The organism is Nonomuraea maheshkhaliensis (assembly GCF_039529435.1).
GTDB lineage: Bacteria > Actinomycetota > Actinomycetes > Streptosporangiales > Streptosporangiaceae > Nonomuraea > Nonomuraea maheshkhaliensis.
Genome location: NZ_BAAAMU010000003.1, coordinates 29,670 through 46,480, shown reverse-complemented (window position 1 = coordinate 46,480; position 16,811 = coordinate 29,670). Strand labels below are relative to the sequence as shown.

The window sequence follows — 16,811 nt, the reverse complement described above, 5'->3', positions numbered from 1 at the left end:
TTGTATGGCTGGCCGTAAGCAGACACCTACGGCTCGGAAGCCTGACGGTGATCTGCCTCCAAGCTAAGGCGGCCCCGGCCTGGTGCGCTAACACCAGGGAGCCCGGGACCTTGATCAGGAATCGAGGTCCTGACCCATGAGGAAGCGTAGAACCATCTCGGCGCTCCGACACCTCGCACGTGAAACCTCATGAGCGCTGCCGCGATGCCTTCCCAGGATGCGGGTGCGCTCCTGCGCTCACGGTTCGGAGCAGCGATGAGCAGCACCTCATCCGGCAGCGCGGTGCACGGCGACGTGACGGCCTCACCGTTCACCTCGGCGGTACACGGGAAGGTGCCGGAAGGCGTCGACCCGATCACGCCCAATGTGGCGCGGATGTACGACTACCTCCTCGGCGGCAAGAACCACTGGCCTGCCGACCGGGAAGCCGCCGAGCAGCTTCTCAAGGTGGCGCCCTGGGGGCGCGAGGCCGCCCGCTCCAACCGCGTTTTCCTCGGACGGGCGGTGGAGGCCGTCACCGCCGACGGCGTGCGCCTGTTCATCGACATCGGCTCGGGCCTTCCTACACAGGACAACGTGCACGAGGTCGCTCAGCGCGTGCAGCCAGGCGCTTCCGTCGTGTACGTGGACATCGACCCAGTAGTCCACGTGCATGCCCGCCCGATCCTCACCGGCAACGACAGCACCCGCGTCGTCCAAGCCGATGTGCGCGACATCGACGCCATCCCGGACCATCCCGACGTTCGCAAGCTGATCGATTTCGAACAGCCCATCGCCGTCGTCATGGGCGCTCTGCTGCACCTCCTCACCGACGCCGACGACCCGGCGGACATCCTGGACACACTTCAGGAAGCGCTCCCGCCGGGCAGCGCGCTGATCTTCAGCTATGCCTGTACCGATGACCTTGAAGAGGGAACCATCAAGGAGGCGACCTCGGTCTACTCGGGCGCGGCCGCGACGATGACGGCCCGTTCGAGCGCCGGCTTCCGCAGGCTGGTCGGCGACGAGTGGACGTGGCGCGAGCCTGGCCTCGTGCCGGTCCGTGGCGGGCGACTCGACCTGGACGACAAGGCCCTGCTGCCTGACATGGCAGCCAACTTCTTCGGCGGTGTGGCCCTCCCACGCCGATACCAGCAACGGGAAGCCGCGTGAGCGCCACCATGGAAGACATCCCCTCGCACGGCCTGGGCCACGAACCGCCCATGCCCGCCCTGTACGACCTGCGAACTGCTCTAGCCGACCACCACCTGGAAGCCTCGATCGTGTTCCGCAATGGCCAGCCCCACTTGCTCATCGGCGAGGCATCAATGCTCGTACGACTGGACAGCAACCACTTCACCTGGCGGCCGGCCAGCCCGTCAGCACCGGCAGACTGGGCCGGGCAGCACGCGGCCGACGACATCGACACCGCGGCCGCCGCGCTGTCCACCGCCATCACCGACGCTCTCGTCCGCCGCCTGACGACCCGGGCCACGCCGGAAGAGCTCGACACTGGCGCACCGGATGACCAAGGGTTCCCCCTTGCTGTCCGGGATTCCGCCACCGCATCAGCCGATGGATCCACCTCGCCAGCTCATGACGCGAGTGCCGAGTTCGAGCACGCTTGCGAAGCGCTGCGATGCGGCACTCTGCAAATCCACGAGCTGTCCCTCGACATGGCCACCGACGCCGAACGCGCCTCACCGGCCCTGGCCGGCGGCGAGGCGCTGGCCAAGGCACTGAACTCCCGGTTTGACGACAGCGCCACCGCCATTCCGATCAATCGCTGGGTGACGGCCATCGGGGTGTGCCGCAACTTGATCGCGCTGACCGATTCCACCCGTTTCGTATGGCTTCCACCTATCGGCCCGGAAGAGCCCGCGAAGTTGCGTGCCACACAGGCCCTGCCGAACGCCGTTCGCCTCCTGAGCCGAGAGAGGGCGCAGATCACCGCGCCTCGCGCGCCATCGGCGCCCACCTGAACAACAACGCGGCCGGAAGATTCTCTGTCGGCCGCGCTTCTCTCCGCAGCCCACGACGATTAGTAGTTCGTCGTGAGCGGGAACTCCACCGTGGGATTCCCATTTCCCATGCACCCCTCCCTTTCCCTGGAGATGTTCTTGAGACGAACGCTTTCAGTACTCGTATCGCTGTCTTTAGCGCTTAGCGGCTGCACGAACACCGAAGCCCCGCAGCCGAACAAGCCGGAGAAGATCACCGTTGCCTACATGCCCATCCCTGACAATGCCGCGCTGTTCATCGCCATGAATCGCGGCTTCTTCGCCCAAGAGGGCCTGGAGATCGAACTCAAGGAAATCAGAGGTACCCTCGAGGCGGTCCCCAAGCTGCTCAGCGGGGCCTGGCAGTTTGCGCTGGCCAATTATGTGACATTCTTCCAGACTGAAGAAAAGCAGCCCGGCAAGCTTCGACTGGTGGCGGACGCGTACCAAGCTAAGAAGAACACCTTCTCCCTGATGGTGAAGAAGGATTCGCCTCTGAAGAGTCTCAAGGACTTGAAGTGGAGCGGCAGCGGGCGCAAGAAGCGTATCGGCGTGGCGACGCCTCAGTCTGTCGCGACGCTCACCACTGAGATAACGCTTGCGACGGAGAAAGACCTCAGCAAGGACGACATCGAGTTCGTTTTCATTAAGTTGCCCGACATGCCGGAGGCGGTCGAGCGCGGCGGCGACCACGGCGGCGTGGACGTGGGCTGGGAGGTCGAGCCGTACATCACCGACAGCGCCTCGGACTACAGCGCCCGGCAGCTGGCTGATGCGGCGTCGGGGCCAACCGACCAGTTCCCGATCGCCGGCTGGGCGGTGTCGACGAGCTGGGTCAACGCCGACCCGGGACAAGCACGTCACCGCGCGGACGTGGTGGCCCGCTTCCAGCGGGCCCTCAGCCTCGGGCAGCAGATCGCGGCCACTGACCGCAGCGCGGTCACCGCGATCCTCCCCACCTACGCGCACATCGAACCTGCCAAGGCGTCCGTGATCGCGCTCGGTTCCTTCCCGACCACGCTGGAGGGACGCCGCTATCAGCGGGTCGCCGACGCCATGCTCCAGTTCGGCTACCTCACCAGCGGCAAACCGATCAACGCCGAGAACGTGATCTGGCGCAGCCCTCTGGCTACCTCTTCCCCCAGTGTCTCTTCATCCACAGGAGCGACCCCGTGACGACCTCCGAACACAGCAGCAGCGGAGCGCAGGCCACGTCGCCGCCCACGTCTACCTCCGGCGGGGACAAGCCGCTCACGATCCGCCACCCACAAGGCGACGACGCGCCCTCCTTGCTCCCTCAACGCGCCCCGGAGGGTTCGCGGTCGCCGTCGATGACGCCGTCTTACACGTCGCCACGCGACATCATCCAGGACATGATCAACGCCCCGTTGCGGTTCGCCGCGCTGCACGCGTTCGTGACGGTGGGCGGCCCGGAGCGTCTGGCCGCCGCAGGGGAACTGTCTGGTGAGGAGTTGGCCGCACGCTGTGAGACCAACACCGCCATAATGGATCAGCTGCTGTCGGCTTTGCACTGCTACGGCATCGTCTCACTTCATCGTGGCCGCTATCGGCTGTCCCCGACGGGGATGGCGCTGTTGCCTGATGCGGACGACTCGATGCATGCGGCGGTGAAGGTCACCGGCTCATCGCTGTGGTGGCAGGCGGCCGGCACGCTGCACCAGACGGTGCGCACCGGTCATCCCGCAGTACTGGACGGTGCACGCGACCCGTACGAGCGCCTGGCCGACGAGCCCGAACTGTCCGAACTGTCCGAGCTGTTCGATCAGTTCATGGCCTCCCGCAGCGCCGCTGTCGGTCGCGACTTGGCCAGTTTGGCGGACGGTTTCGTCGGCGCGCAGACCGTGACTGATCTCGGCGGCGGGCAAGGCGGCGTGCTGGCCGCCATCTTGCACGCCCACCCCACCCTGCGGGGGGTCCTCGTGGAGCGAGCAGATGTCGTCGCGCGAGCCCGCGCTTACCTGACCGATCAGGGCCTGTCCGATCGGACCACGGTCGAGGTGGGCGACATCTTCTCCGTCGTCTCCCCGGGCGCGCAGCGCTACCTGCTGTCGTCGATTCTCCACAACTGGTCCGACCTGGAATGCGTGACGCTGTTGTCGCTCATCCGCACCGCCATGCGCGACAGCGGCCCCGACGCGGAGCTGTGGTGCATCGAGGCCACCAAACCGGCGCAGCCCGGGATCTACAGCCCCACCATCGATCTCGGGCTGCGGATGATGGCGATGTTCCCCGGCGGCAAGGAACGCACCCAGGAGGAACTGCTCGCGTTGATGGAACAGGCGGGCCTGCGGTGCCGCACGACCCAGTCGCTGGCCCACGGTCAGTCGCTGCTGATCGCCGTTCCAGCGGAGGCGGGCAACTAGCGGCAGCTTCGGAAGGCGGTCGGCAGGCCAGAGAACCACACGGCCTGCCTCCGCTTAGCCCTGCCATCTCGTCTGCGCTCACCCCCGTTGGTCATGGCAGCTCGCTCGGTTTTCGCAGCGGACCAGCGCCCTTCTCAATATCGCCCGGAAGTGGGTTCACCATGCGTATCGGTTCCGGCCCGACCTCGATTCGGGCGGGCGCGCTCACCGGCCGGACGCTGGTCATCCCGGAAGTGGTCCGCTGTCTGATCAAGACCCTGCTGACCTTGAGCAACGTCGTCCTGGCCGTCTCCCGAATGTCCCGGGTGTTCGGGACGGCCGCAATCTGTGGGCACGGCCCGAAGCTGTCCTCCGCCCGACCTCACCCTCCAAGGAGTCCGCGATGAGGGCACCAGCCTTCTTTTCGCCGCGGAAACGCATCCTGCTCGGCACGGCCGGAATTGGAGGCGGCGCCGCTGCGGCCGAGATGGCCAGCTGGAGCGGCCTGATCGATCCCCGCTTGCTGCCGCGCTTGTCCACCGTGACCGTAACCGGAGTCGCACTGCCCCTGGACCACGAGTTCTGGACGCACATCGGTGCCACGCTGGCCGCCTGCGGCATCGGCCTGCTCATCGCCGTCTTCACGGCGGTGCCCGCGGGGCTCCTGCTGGGATCTGTGCCGGCGGTGGAACGGGCAGTGCGGCCGCTCCTGGAGTTCCTGCGCCCCATTCCCGCCCTGGCGTTGACCCCTCTGGCGATCTTTCTGTGGACGGAAAACCAGGATGCCAAGATCGCGCTGATCGTCTACGCCAGCTGGTGGCCGCTGCTGATCAACACCATGTACGGCTTGGCGGAGGTCGACCCGCTGGCCAAGCAGACTCTGCGCAGTTTCGGGTTCGGCCCCCTGGCCGTGCTGCTGCGCGTCTGTCTGCCGAGCACCGCGCCCTTCATCGCCACCGGGCTGCGCATCGCGGTCTCGATCACGCTCATCGTCGCGGTCAGTGTGGAGATCGTCGCTGGAGGTATGAGCGGCATCGGTACCTTCATCGCTCAGGCGGGCAGCGCCAACGACGTCGAACGCATGCTGGCGGGCACGCTATGGACGGGCGTGCTCGGCATGGCAGCCAACGCGCTGTGCGGCATGGCGGAGCGGCACCTGTTCCCTTGGCGCCGCGCGAGAACGGAACCATCGTGATCGCCTCGATACGCCGATTCGGGCTGCCCGCCGCCGTCGCCGCGGGCTGGGAGGCAGGAGCACGCACAGCCGGCATGTTCTACTTCCCGCCGCCGAGCGTGATTCTCGCCCGCATGCACGAGATGTGGTTCAGCGGTCCGCCCTCCCGCGGGTTTCTCACCCCGGAGGCTGCCAGTGACCTGCTGCCCAGTTTGACCCGGCTAGGGACCGGGTGGGGCATGGCCGCCGTGGCGGGGATAGCCCTCGGGGTAGTGATCGGCAGCCTGCGCGTGGTGTCCGCGCTGCTGGAGCCGGCGTTGCATTTCGCCCGATCCATACCTCCCTCGGCGCTCTTTCCACTGTTCATGCTCTTGTTCGGAATCGGCACGCCGCTGCAGGTAGCGCTGATCGTGTTCGGAGTGATCTGGCCCATCCTGATCAACGCCATGGAGGGCGTGCGCTCGATCGATCCGGGCTATCTCGACACTGCCGCCGTTCTGCGGCTGGGGCTCGGTCACCGGCTGTTTCGCATCGTGCTTCCCGCCGCGCTGCCGAAGATCTTGGCGGGGCTGCGGCTCAGCGTCTCCCTTGCGCTGATCATGATGGTGGTTTCGGAGATGGCCGGCAGCACCGATGGAATGGGCTATCGGTTGCGTGAGGCGGAAGGCAATATCGACGTCGCCGCCATGTGGTCGGTGATCACGCTCCTTGGCGTGCTCGGCATCGTGCTGAACGCGATCTTCGTTGCCCTGGAGCAGCGCCACCTCGCGTGGAGGGCGCATGCATAGCGCCGCCGTAACCAGCCGAGACTGCAGCGTCGATCCCCCTGCCTTCGACGGCCAGGGCCTGCGACGACATCGGCGCATAGGTTGGGCCCGCTGGCGAACTTGTGCGGACGGGCACTCCAGCGCTCGCCCAGGCTGTAGGCCTGACTCATGTGCTCGGCGGTCAGCCCGGTGTGGGCTGGCGCCATCCTTGCTGTGGACCCGCCAGCCGCCGCCTTCGGCGAGGCCCACAGCCTTCCCGCCCCGCGCTGGCCTGGACGGGGCGGCGGGCCGGCGGCCGTGAGGCTGCGCACCAGCGCAGCCTCACGGCCCATTTCAGCCCTGTCGGAACCCGGGTGCTCACTCTGTGCTGCGCATGTCCGCGCGCGGCCCGCATCCCTGGAGCATCACCACGTGAAGGTGGAACCCCTGTGAGGACTCAATCGACGACCGTTGGCGATCCGCAGCCATATCTGCCGCCCCCCGGACAAGCGGCACCGCGGAAGACGAAAGCTCTCCGCAGCCGCTTCCGGCTGCGTGACCTGCGGGTGCGATGGCGCCTTTTCGCCCTCATCGTCATCCCTACCACCGTGGGTGTCGTGGTCGGTGCCCTGCAGATCGCCTCCTCCATCAGCAGCGCCGCCCAATACCAGCGCATTCGGGAAAAGGCCGAGCTCAGCGCCGCGATCACCACGCTGACCCACCACCTGGCACTGGAGCGAGACCACGCCGTGTACTTCGTCGCCACCGGCCGGAGCAGGACCCGCGAGAAAGCGCTCCGCGAGCAATTCGCACCAGTGGATGCGGCGATCGCCACGGTCAGGGACAAGGCCGCCGCCATCACCCGCGAGCACGGCGACGGCGCCTGGTCCCTGACCCAGCAGATCCTCACCCGCCTGCCCGAGATCGCCACCACCCGCGACACCGCCATCACCTCGCGGCTGCCCGCGCTACCGACGCTGACCAAGTACTCGCAGATCAGCGACCTCTTCCTGCGCATTCACACACAAATCAACCAGGGCCTCCAAGACGAACCGCTCAGCAACAGCGTGCGGACCCTGTCCGCCCTCGCCAAGGCCAAGGACGCCGCTTCGCAACAGCGCGGCCTGCTGGCCGGCGTCGCTGCGGCAGGACGGTTCCAGGGCGGCGAACTCAACACCCTCACCGACGCCCGCGCCCAGCAAGACAGCGAAGTCGCCGTGTTCCGGTCGGTGGCCACCCTCGATCAGCAGCAGTTCTACGACGACACCGTCGCAGGTCCCAACATCGACCTCGCCGAACTTTTCCGGCTACGCGCGCTCGGCCAAGCCAATCAGAACGCGAGGCTCGACCTCGCCCCCGGCCGCGACGACGCCGGCCGCTGGTTTGAGGCCATGACCGACACCATCGACGCCATACGCACGGTCGAGAAGCGCATGACGGAGTCGATCATCGTCCAGAGCCGCACTCTGGAAGAGGACGCTCGCCATCGGGCGCAGCTGGCCGCGGCCCTCATGCTTCTGCTCCTGCTCACGGTTCTCGTCGTCACCTTCCTCATGGCCCAGTCGCTGGTCAAACCGTTGCGCAAGCTCCGGGTTGAGGCCCTGCAGATCGCTGGCCGCCACCTGCCGGACACCGTCCGCCTGCTGCGTGACAAGGGCGCCGACGCGTACGCCGACGTGACCCCCATAGGTGTCGATTCCCGCGACGAGATCGGCGAGGTGGCCCGCGCCTTCGACGAGGTTCACCGCGAGGCCGTACGCCTGGCTGGCGAAGAGGCCCGGCTGCGCTCCAACGTCAACGCGATGTTCGTCAACCTCTCGCGCCGCAGCCAGACCCTTGTGGAGCGGCAGATCACCCTCATTGACGGGCTGGAGCAGGGCGAGCAGGACGAGCAGCGACTGGGAAACCTGTTCAAGCTTGACCACCTGGCCACCCGCATGCGGCGTAACAGCGAAAACCTGCTCGTCTTAGCCGGGCAGGACCCGCCACGCCTGTGGAGCCGGCCCGTCCCCCTCATCGATGTCGCCCGGGCCGCGCTGTCGGAGGTTGAGGACTACCAGAGGATCCAGATCCTCCTCCCCGGCGACAACCCGATCGCCGGCCAAGCCGCCAACGACGTCGTCCATCTGCTAGCCGAACTTATCGAAAACGCCCTATCGTTCTCCCCCCACGACACTCCCGTCATCGTCTCCTGCAACACGATCGACAGCGGCGGCGTACTGCTGTCGATCAGCGACGCCGGGATCGGCATGACGTACGAAGAACTCGGTCAGGCCAATGAGCGGCTCACCAGCGCCCCCACCGTGAATGTGGAGGTTTCGCGCCGCATGGGGTTGTTCGTGGTCGCCCGACTGGCACACCGCCACGGCATCCGCGTACAGCTGCGCCCACACACTCCTGCCGGGCTCACCGCCACCGTGCTGCTCCCCCTCACCCTGCTCGCCCAGCCGACCGGCACCTACCTGAAGCCCATCGGAACCCCGTTCCTCACCGCGACGTCCCCCGCAGCACATCCCGCGCCCGTCGACTACCAGTACGCCGACACTCCACATCCCTTCGCGCCGCAACCGGGTAGCCGGCAACCATCAATGCCGGGCGAGCAGCCCGCCCATCCCGCCAGCATCTGGCAGTCCTCCCCGGGACCAGTCACCGACGAACAGCAACGCCCCGGAAGAGCCCTCCCGTATCGGCCGCAAGAGTGGGCGGAGCGGAAACCTAACCTCGCCTCACCCCCTACGCTGGGACACAGCGGCCGCGACATGGAGGCGGCGGCCACCGGCCCGATTCCGACGGTCACGCCCGCCTCCGTCGGGGACGACTACCTGCCGATCTTCGCCTCCGTCGAATCGGCCTGGTTTCAGCGCGGCAACAGCGACAACAGCCGCTGGGGTTCTCCCCAAACCGATGCGGGGTGGAGCGCAGCCGAGGCCGTAGCCAGATCCGTCGGAGCCGGATCCACAACGTCCGGCCTGCCCAAACGGGTGCCGAAGGCCAACCTCGTGCCAGGCGCGGCCAAGACCACGGCCACTGCAGAAGTCGAATCCCAGCCGCCGGTCTCGCCCGAGGCAGTACGCAACCGCCTGTCCACTTTCCAGCAGGGCTGCCGAGCGGCACGCGACGACATCAGCGCAGGAAAGATCAACGCCGCTGATTCCGAGGACGGACACAAGGGCACATGGACAGCCTGAAACAGGGGGCACTCGGAATCGACTTGATGATCTCTGAGCTCGTCGACGCTGATCCAGGAATCACCCACGCGGCCGTCATCTCCACCGACGGGCGGCCACTCGCGACCACCTTGCACCTTGCCCCTGAGCGGGCCGAGCTCCTGGCGTCATACGCCTGTGAACTGTTGAAACTCGCCTGGGGCGCGGCCACAGGGTTCAACGCCGGCTCAGCGCGCCAAGCCTTGATCGAAATGGGCGGGGGATTCCTGATCGCTGAGATGATCAACGACCAGCTGGGCCTAGCCGTCCTCGCCGACCCCGAATGCGACCTCGGCAACGTGGCGTGGCACATCACACACGTCGCCAATGAGGTCCGCAAGACCGTGACACCAGACGTGCAGAAAGCGCTCCATGCCACCCGATTTCGGTAACACCGCGATCCTCACAGGCTGCCCGCCACCGTCGGCACCGTGGGCCGACCGGCTGCGGCCGCACCAGCTCGACGCGGTCGAGCAAACCCTCAAGGCCTTCGCCGACGGCGACCGCGTGACCCAGGTGCTGTCGTGCGGAACCGGCAAGACCCGCATCGGCGCCGTCGTCGCGGCCGAACTCGCCCCGACCGAGCTGCGCCTCATGCTGGCCCCGACCGTCATGCTGCTCGCCCAGCTGCTACGCGAGTACCACCTCACCCTCGGCGACGCCGCCCTGGGCACCGTCCTGGTGGTCTGCTCCGCCCTCGACGCCGCCGAACGAGCCGGCGTCGAGGAACTGCAGGCCCTGCACGTCCGCGTCACCACCGATCCGACCGTGATCGCGGCAACGGTGTCCCGGCCCGGCCCGGCGACGATGCTGTCCACCTACGCCAGCGTGGCGACAATAAGCCGGGCCCATCACGAACACGCCATGCCGCCGGTGGACGTCCTGGTCGCCGACGAAGCCCACCGGACGGTGTCCGGGCCGCAATGGCGGCGGGTTCACGACGACACCCATCTACCAGCCAGGAAACGCCTGTACATGACGACCACCCCGCACAGGCTCCTCGGCGCACGCCGGGACGCCGACGCGGTGGACATGGACGACGAAACCGTGTACGGGCCGACGGTCTACCGGCTGGGCTACTGGACCGCTCGCGACCTCGGCCTGGCCGTCCCGTACCGCCTGGTGGTGTCGCTGGTGAGCGACGCGCAGATCCGCGCGATCACCGACCAGACCCACGGCCGCGCCGCCATGCACGTACGCGGAAAGACGATCGCCGCGCAGATCGCGATGCTGCGCGCCGCAGCCACGTACAGCGTGGCGCGTGCGATCACCTACCACAACACCAACAACGACGCCCAGCACTTCGCCACGACGCTTCCCGAAGTCGCCCGCCCCTGGTGGCCGCCGACGCGCGGCCCGCCGCGCTGCGCGCTGGCCACATCCGCCACGAGCACAGCCTCGCAGTGCGCCGCCAGCGGCCGCAGCAACTCGCCGACGGACTCGAGGACGGGCTGGCGGTGCTGTCGTCAGTGAGGATGCTGTCTGTTCCACTTCGGCCGGGTTCCGGCGAGCGGCCGCAGCGAGCTGGACGACACCGGCGTAGCCTCCGGCCAGGGCGGCGATGTTGGATTGGCGCACCAACGCGTACGCTGCCATATCGGCAGTCGTCGGCGCATTACGCCCATTCCGCCGCCCGGCGCGTCCATTGCGTGGCCGTCTCCAACTGGCCCAGGTCCTGGTACAGCCATCCGGCCATCTCGGCGTGATAGGACAGCAGCTGCAGCTCGAAGCCGACACCCTGTGGTCACCTGGGAAGTACATGGCGATATCGACAGCCAATTCGCATGCCTCGACCGGTCGTACGTAACCAAGGAATAGCCCCAGACCGACATGTACGACGTCGACCGAGCGTCCAGCGCCGTAGACTTGCACACCAAGATCCGCCCGGCCACCTCGTACTCGAAGGAGGCAGCAGCTTTCCGGGTGAGTCTCGGCAGTCCCCTGCTCGACATCACCCGCGTCACCTACAACGAGGCTGGCCAGCCCCTTCCACTGCTACGCTGCCTCCTCAGCCCGCAGTGTGTCCACGTCGGAGACCGACGCCTGCCGCTCACCGTGCCCTGAACGGCGGCCCCTCCCCTTGAGCCTGGACCAGCACGTGATCTTCCAGACGTCGAACGGCTGAGATCCGAAAGCCCGCAGGAGGTAGTTCGCTAACCGGCGAAGAGGCTTCGCGGCCCGGCAGGCGGATGAGGACCTCGTCAACCAGACCTGCCGCAGCGTAGAACTCTCCAAAACCATGCTTACCAAGCACCAGCAGCGACCGAACCCCTGCCGCATGGAGCGTCTGCAGCACCTTCTCTGGATCACCCTGCGGCATCTCACCAGGCAGAACGAACGTATCGCCATGTCCGCCCGGCGCGCCCTCCCGCAAGCGCCCATCCGGGCCCACCACAGCGTCGTATCCGTGCACGTCGAAGCCCGCGAGCTGGCGGTGATCCCCGGCGTCGTACGTCCACGTCACAAACGGGGCACCCCGCTCCAATGCGGTCAGCCAGGGGCGCAGCACCAGCTCTGCCTCACCGGCCAGCACCCCGACCTCGACATCTACCCCAGCCCGGCGCAATTCGGCCACGCCACCCTCGCCCCGCGACGTCGGGTCAATCACGGCAACCACCACGCGCGCGACGCCGGCCTCGATCAACAGCGCGCGGCAGGCGGGAGCACGCCCCACATGGTTGCAAGGTTCCAAGGTCACCACCGCCGTCCCGCCAACGGCCGCGGCGCCAGCCGCAGCCAAGGCGTTGCCCTCTGCATGAGCCTCACCCTTGCGACGGTGAAAACCCTCACCGATAACGCATCCGCTAGTGTCGAGGATCACACAGCCCACCGGCGGATTCGGGCTCGTCGTGCCCAGACCCAGCGCCGAAACGGCGATCGCACGCCGCATCGCCGCGACCTCCCCGACGGACGCCATCAGACCGCAGACGTGGCGTCGAGCTCGGCCAGGAACTCGGCGACAGGATTCAGATGTGCATGAGATACGAGCTGAGGCGCGACCGAAGTGACCATGGAAAGGATTCTGGTCGATCCGCTGTCCTGGGCAACAGTAAGCGCTTGAATGGCGGCGTTCGCCGCACCTTCCGGCTGGCGCTCAGCAGCAAGAGCGACCGACAACCCGGCGTGGGCCAGCCCGCGGTCCCGTTGGTAGGTCGGCGACAGATCCGTGATCGCGGACTCGAACGCCTGCACTGCCCGCCCAGGACGCCCTAACGTGAGCCAGACCCGGCCGCGCTGCATCTCGATGTACGCTGGCGTGCAGAAAGAGCCGTGACCAGCCCGAGCGTCGCCAGCATCATCCATGATCGCGCACTCACGCGCGCGGTCAAGCAGGTCATGCGATGCCAGTTCAGCTCCCTCAAGCGCCAATCCATGTGCCTGCTGCTGAAGAATCGCAGCCAACATGGGACCAGTGACATTGCCTTGCTCACGACACGCGGCCTCGGCGAGACTCACCACCTGAGCGCCATTGCCCGCTGATTGCGCCTGCTGGCTGCGCCGGAACAACGTCCACGCGACCATCGGACGGTCGCCGGCCTCCAACGCCCACTCCATCGCATGCTGCGTCCAAAGACGGCTCGCGGTCAGATCGCCAGCATCCTCATACAGCCATGCCGCGGACTCGGCGTACTTCGCTGCGAGGCGGAGGGAACCGTTCCGAAGCGGCGGACGCACATGGCGAAGTAACGCCGTCATAATCGTGAGTTGAGTACAGACGCCACCAAGGGCATGCCGCGGACCTAGCAAGTTGTCTGTCCGAACCAGCGTGTGCCACTGCTCGCCCACATGCGAAAGCAGTTCCTCGGTATGGCTCGGAGATAGACGCTGCATGCGGCGATCCACCAGCGGGTCCTCAGTGGGTACAGGCAGAGCCAGCGGATTCACCACCTTCATGTCGTTGTGAGGCGGAGCTGTAGCGGCCCTCGTCCGGCTTCGCGCATTCGCGCGTTCGGGCACCAACTCCACGAGTTCGCCAGCAGCTTGCAGTTCCCCATCGAGCTTGTGAGCCAGCGGCAGAGATGGGCGCTTCAGGTCATTCGCGACCTTTGACAGATATCCGACGTCGTAATGGATGGCCCTGGCCAGCTTGCGCAATGAGACGCCGCGCTCCTCCATCAGCGCTCGCATCTTCTCGCCGAAGCTAGTCATTGCCTGCCCATGTGTCGGAACGGTGTTGACCTGTTGACCGCAGTTGCCTGCTGACCGAAGGGCAACGGTCAACATCTCCCACGGTAGCCCAAGTCGTTGATTCCATGGCTGACAGAAGGCATATCACGCTGGCCGACCTGCTTGTCGGCACTGATTCGCCTCTAGAAAATGGTTCGGCCCCGGCCCGGTGCGTGAACACCGGGGGAGCCCGGGGCCTTGATCAGGAATCGAGGTCCTGACCCATGAGGAAGCGTAGAACCATTCCGTCACTTCGGCACCCCGCACATGAAATCTCATGAGAGCTGCCACGATGGCTTCCCACGACGCCTCCGATGAAGTCCCGACATCGGCCGGTCCCGGAGACATGTTCTCCCGCCCCTCGAAGGCCCGCGTCTACGACGATCTGACCGGCGGCCGAGACAATGTCCTGGGCGACCGGGAAGTGGCGAGCGCGTTGGAGAAGACCTCCAGCCAGATCCGGGTGGCGGCCAGGGCTAACCTCGAGTTCGCTTCGCGCGCCTCCCGCTTCGTCGCGGAGCAAGGGGTTGAACAGTTTCTCAACCTGGGCTGCGGTCTGCCTCCGAGTAAGGGTGAGGCGACCTACACGACGGTCTCCCGCTGCCTCGACGATCCTCGCGTGCTGTACGTGGACAGCGACCCGCATGTCGCCGTCCACGCCCGCGCCCTGCTGGACGTGGACGACCGCACCGGATTCGTGGACGCCGACGTACGCGACGTGGACGCCGTTCTCAGCGACAAAAAGGCTCAGCGGCTGCTCGACCCTGGCAGGCCGGTGTGCATCATCGCCACGGCGGTGATGCACTTCATCGCCCCGTCCGACGACCCGCGCGGCATCCTGTCCCGATACATGGAGCACTTCACCGCGGGCGGCTACCTGGTGTTTTCCTACGCCCGCGATGACCTCCTCTCGGCGCAGGAGAGGGCGCAGATGCTCGCCGACTACACCGCCGGCGACGTCTACCCGCTGCCGCTGGACACGATCCGGGAGCAGTTCCTTGCCGGCCTGGAGCTGGTGGAGCCGGGCCTGGTCGAGGCATCGACGTGGCGGCCCGACGACCCGATCGAGCTCGACGTCGGCCGCGCGCACTTCGTCGCCGCAGTGGCCACATTCCCGGCTCGCGGAGACGACACGGAGGCGGCGCGGTGAAGAGCGACGTCCCCGATGCCAGGACCGCCTGGATCCGGATGTGGTTCGGCCCCATGGCGGTAGCCAGCACGATGGCCGGCATCCCGTTCTGGTGGTACCCGCCCCTGCCCCCGCCCTCACCGCCGCAGGAGCAGGACGACACACACGAGCCCTATCGGAGGTATCCGTGACAGTGACTGACCGTCCGACCTGGGAGACGCTGCCTCAGTTCGTCCGCGAGGCTGTTGAGGAGCGTCTGGGCACGGTGGTTAAGTCGGAGTGCGTGCACAGCCGGCGGCCCGGGTTGGCCGCGCGGATCTACGCGACCGAGGAGGACGCGTTCCTCAAGGCGGTTCCGTTGAAGTTCGCGGACCACATCCTGGAGCCGTTCCGGCGCGAGCGCCAGGCGGCTTCCTTCCTGCCGTGGCCTGGTGCGCCGGCGCCGTGGCTGGCGTGGAGGCGGGAAGTGGGCGATTGGTTGATATTGGCTTTCGAGCTGATCAACGATCGCGCCCGGTACGTGAACCTGCGGCCGGACGACCAGGATGTCCCGATCGTGGTGGGCGCGGTGGAACGGCTGTCCTGGCAGCCGTGCAGGGAGGGCTGGAAGGGCATCATCCCGTCGGCACGGGAGCACGTGCATGCCCTGATGGACACGGCGCGCTCGCTTCTTGACCAGCCCCCGGTGGCACTGACCGACCCTCAGCTCTACAGCCGAGCCGTGGACCGGTTGTCGGTGGATCGGCTTGCGGCTGGAGTCCCCACGCTGGTGCACGGGGATCTGTGCCGGAAGAACATCCTGTACAAAGAGTCTTGCGCCTAGCTGATCGACTGGTCGCAGGCGTTCGCCGGCCCTGGGTGGATGGGGCTGGCGGATCTGGCTCCGCTGCTCATATCGGAGGGTCATTCTCCGCAGGAGGCTGACAGGCTCCTGCGCGGCTCCTCGCCGCTGTGGGAGAAGGCGCACGCAGACGATGTGGCCGGTTTGGCGGCGTTGATGAGCCTGCGTCACTGGGCCCGAGCCGGGCAGCAAGTCGATCCGCCGTACAAGCGGGACGCCCCAGTTCTGGCCGAGGCCGGCCAGAAATGGCTGCGCTACCGGATGGACGCCGTGACAAGCAGACCGTGAGGGGATAGGTCCGCCTTTTTGCCTCTGTAACGGTCCGCGCATCCGCGAGCGCGAGCAGGTGCCGGGCACCTGAGATTCGATTCATCCCCTCTTCACAGAAATCAGCCATGCCATGCGACAGTTACACAAAGTGATATTTTCACTACTTATAGTGGCCATAGCATCAAGATGCTCCGGCACCGCACCTTCCCTGCGGGGCACCGCCGGAAGCGTGGCGATGCCGAAGCTCGAAAGCGGCGCGCTCGACTTCTCGATCATGAACTATGTGGCGGCCATCCAGAAGGAAGTTGCGGATCATCGAGGCCAAGCACGAGCGGGGACGGCCGTACTGGCACGCCGTCGCCCGCCTGCGCCTGGCGCTCACGCTCGACCGCGGCGGCAAGCACGAGATCGAGTTTCACAACGGCCACCTCGCGCCCGCCAGCCCGATCACTCGGCAGGCAGAGGCGGAGGCATGGCACCTGCTCGTCAAGGACAGCCTGCCGATCATCGCGGTCGGCGACTTTAACGCCGCCGCCCTCAACGACCCCGCCCTCCAGATCGCGACGAGCGACTCCATAGCCCGGCGCAAGCTCCACACGGGCGCCGCCCAGGCGCTTTCCGACGCCGGCCTGCACGATGTCGGCGCACTGCTGGGCGTCACCGCGCCGACCGTCCAACGCCCCATCGCCTACCGATGCGACCGGCTTTATACCACGCGCCCTGCCTGGGCGCAATCTCTTGACATCCACGAGACGGGAGAAAGCGATCACCCTCTACTGATCGCCACGTTCACCGTGCCGCGCGAATGAGCAGGCAGGTCACAACACCAGATCGCCCAGCAGGCACCTTCCAGGCGCAGGAGACCTCACGGGATTCTCATTATGAAGCAATTCAGGCAGTTCATAGGACCTTCATTTACTCGGCAGCGTCGCGGTC

16 protein-coding genes are annotated in these 16,811 nt (G+C 66.8%); 14 read left to right on the top strand and 2 right to left on the bottom strand.

The window, feature by feature from the left end; genetic code table 11:
• Positions 1–255: 255 nt before the first annotated feature.
• The 9 genes from ABFX54_RS03160 to ABFX54_RS03120 all read left to right on the top strand — a co-directional run bounded on the left by ABFX54_RS03160 (position 256) and on the right by ABFX54_RS03120 (position 10,941).
• Positions 256–1,152 (top strand): SAM-dependent methyltransferase, encoded by an 897-nt coding sequence (locus ABFX54_RS03160; RefSeq protein ID WP_346101344.1) that lies wholly within the window; start codon positions 256–258, stop codon positions 1,150–1,152.
• Positions 1,149–1,961: a hypothetical protein gene (locus ABFX54_RS03155; RefSeq protein ID WP_346101343.1), complete on the top strand. Its 813-nt coding sequence runs from the start codon at positions 1,149–1,151 to the stop codon at positions 1,959–1,961. Before ABFX54_RS03160 ends, ABFX54_RS03155 begins: the two co-directional genes overlap by 4 nt.
• Before the next feature lie 138 nt (positions 1,962–2,099).
• Positions 2,100–3,155 carry an ABC transporter substrate-binding protein gene (locus ABFX54_RS03150; RefSeq protein ID WP_346101342.1) on the top strand — a complete coding sequence of 352 codons (1,056 nt, stop codon included), beginning with the start codon at positions 2,100–2,102 and terminating at the stop codon, positions 3,153–3,155.
• A complete protein-coding gene (locus ABFX54_RS03145) occupies positions 3,152–4,363 on the top strand; it encodes a methyltransferase (RefSeq protein WP_346101341.1) in 1,212 nt (403 codons plus the stop codon). Before ABFX54_RS03150 ends, ABFX54_RS03145 begins: the two co-directional genes overlap by 4 nt.
• Positions 4,364–4,745: 382 nt before the next feature.
• Positions 4,746–5,537, top strand: coding sequence for an ABC transporter permease (locus ABFX54_RS03140; RefSeq protein ID WP_346101340.1), 792 nt, complete (start codon positions 4,746–4,748; stop codon positions 5,535–5,537).
• A complete protein-coding gene (locus tag ABFX54_RS03135) occupies positions 5,507–6,304 on the top strand; it encodes an ABC transporter permease (protein WP_346101339.1) in 798 nt (265 codons plus the stop codon). Before ABFX54_RS03140 ends, ABFX54_RS03135 begins: the two co-directional genes overlap by 31 nt.
• A 566-nt stretch (positions 6,305–6,870) precedes the next feature.
• Complete coding sequence (locus ABFX54_RS03130) at positions 6,871–9,450, top strand: sensor histidine kinase (RefSeq protein WP_346101338.1); 2,580 nt, start codon at positions 6,871–6,873, stop codon at positions 9,448–9,450.
• Positions 9,438–9,860, top strand: coding sequence for a roadblock/LC7 domain-containing protein (locus ABFX54_RS03125; protein ID WP_346101337.1), 423 nt, complete (start codon positions 9,438–9,440; stop codon positions 9,858–9,860). Before ABFX54_RS03130 ends, ABFX54_RS03125 begins: the two co-directional genes overlap by 13 nt.
• A complete protein-coding gene (locus ABFX54_RS03120; protein ID WP_346101336.1) occupies positions 9,841–10,941 on the top strand; it encodes a DEAD/DEAH box helicase family protein in 1,101 nt (366 codons plus the stop codon). Before ABFX54_RS03125 ends, ABFX54_RS03120 begins: the two co-directional genes overlap by 20 nt.
• Before the next feature lie 577 nt (positions 10,942–11,518).
• Here ABFX54_RS03120 and ribD read toward each other — a convergent pair.
• Together ribD and ABFX54_RS03110 are read right to left on the bottom strand one after the other, a co-directional pair.
• The gene (gene ribD, locus ABFX54_RS03115) at positions 11,519–12,358 is read right to left on the bottom strand and encodes a bifunctional diaminohydroxyphosphoribosylaminopyrimidine deaminase/5-amino-6-(5-phosphoribosylamino)uracil reductase RibD (protein ID WP_346101335.1); all 840 of its coding nucleotides are present in this window, start codon (positions 12,356–12,358) and stop codon (positions 11,519–11,521) included.
• 26 nt (positions 12,359–12,384) lie between these two features.
• Positions 12,385–13,617: a helix-turn-helix domain-containing protein gene (locus ABFX54_RS03110; RefSeq protein WP_346101334.1), complete on the bottom strand. Its 1,233-nt coding sequence runs from the start codon at positions 13,615–13,617 to the stop codon at positions 12,385–12,387.
• A 364-nt stretch (positions 13,618–13,981) separates the two neighbouring features.
• On the opposite strand from ABFX54_RS03110, the gene ABFX54_RS03105 reads away from it, so the two are divergent.
• From ABFX54_RS03105 to ABFX54_RS03085, 5 genes are all read left to right on the top strand, one after another.
• Entirely contained in the window at positions 13,982–14,785 is an 804-nt protein-coding gene (locus ABFX54_RS03105; protein WP_346101333.1) for an SAM-dependent methyltransferase, read from the top strand.
• Positions 14,782–14,955: a hypothetical protein gene (locus tag ABFX54_RS03100; protein ID WP_346101332.1), complete on the top strand. Its 174-nt coding sequence runs from the start codon at positions 14,782–14,784 to the stop codon at positions 14,953–14,955. Before ABFX54_RS03105 ends, ABFX54_RS03100 begins: the two co-directional genes overlap by 4 nt.
• The gene (locus ABFX54_RS03095) at positions 14,952–15,587 is read left to right on the top strand and encodes a hypothetical protein (RefSeq protein ID WP_346101331.1); all 636 of its coding nucleotides are present in this window, start codon (positions 14,952–14,954) and stop codon (positions 15,585–15,587) included. The genes ABFX54_RS03100 and ABFX54_RS03095 overlap by 4 nt, the downstream gene beginning before the upstream one ends.
• A gap of 39 nt (positions 15,588–15,626) precedes the next feature.
• Entirely contained in the window at positions 15,627–15,893 is a 267-nt protein-coding gene (locus ABFX54_RS03090; RefSeq protein ID WP_346101330.1) for a hypothetical protein, read from the top strand.
• 287 nt (positions 15,894–16,180) lie between these two features.
• Positions 16,181–16,684 carry a hypothetical protein gene (locus ABFX54_RS03085; protein WP_346101329.1) on the top strand — a complete coding sequence of 168 codons (504 nt, stop codon included), beginning with the start codon at positions 16,181–16,183 and terminating at the stop codon, positions 16,682–16,684.
• Positions 16,685–16,811 lie beyond the last annotated feature (127 nt).

Excerpts from the sequence above, each read along its gene's own strand:
- ABFX54_RS03105 (WP_346101333.1), top strand. The coding sequence starts at position 13,982 with ATGTTCTCCCGCCCCTCGAAGGCCCGCGTCTACGACGATCTGACCGGC.
- ABFX54_RS03160 (WP_346101344.1), top strand. The coding sequence starts at position 256 with ATGAGCAGCACCTCATCCGGCAGCGCGGTGCACGGCGACGTGACGGCC.
- ABFX54_RS03120 (WP_346101336.1), top strand. The coding sequence starts at position 9,841 with ATGCCACCCGATTTCGGTAACACCGCGATCCTCACAGGCTGCCCGCCA.
- ABFX54_RS03110 (WP_346101334.1), bottom strand. The coding sequence starts at position 13,617 with ATGACTAGCTTCGGCGAGAAGATGCGAGCGCTGATGGAGGAGCGCGGC.
- ribD (WP_346101335.1), bottom strand. The coding sequence starts at position 12,358 with ATGCGGCGTGCGATCGCCGTTTCGGCGCTGGGTCTGGGCACGACGAGC.
- ABFX54_RS03140 (WP_346101340.1), top strand. The coding sequence starts at position 4,746 with ATGAGGGCACCAGCCTTCTTTTCGCCGCGGAAACGCATCCTGCTCGGC.
- ABFX54_RS03125 (WP_346101337.1), top strand. The coding sequence starts at position 9,438 with ATGGACAGCCTGAAACAGGGGGCACTCGGAATCGACTTGATGATCTCT.
- ABFX54_RS03090 (WP_346101330.1), top strand. The coding sequence starts at position 15,627 with ATGGGGCTGGCGGATCTGGCTCCGCTGCTCATATCGGAGGGTCATTCT.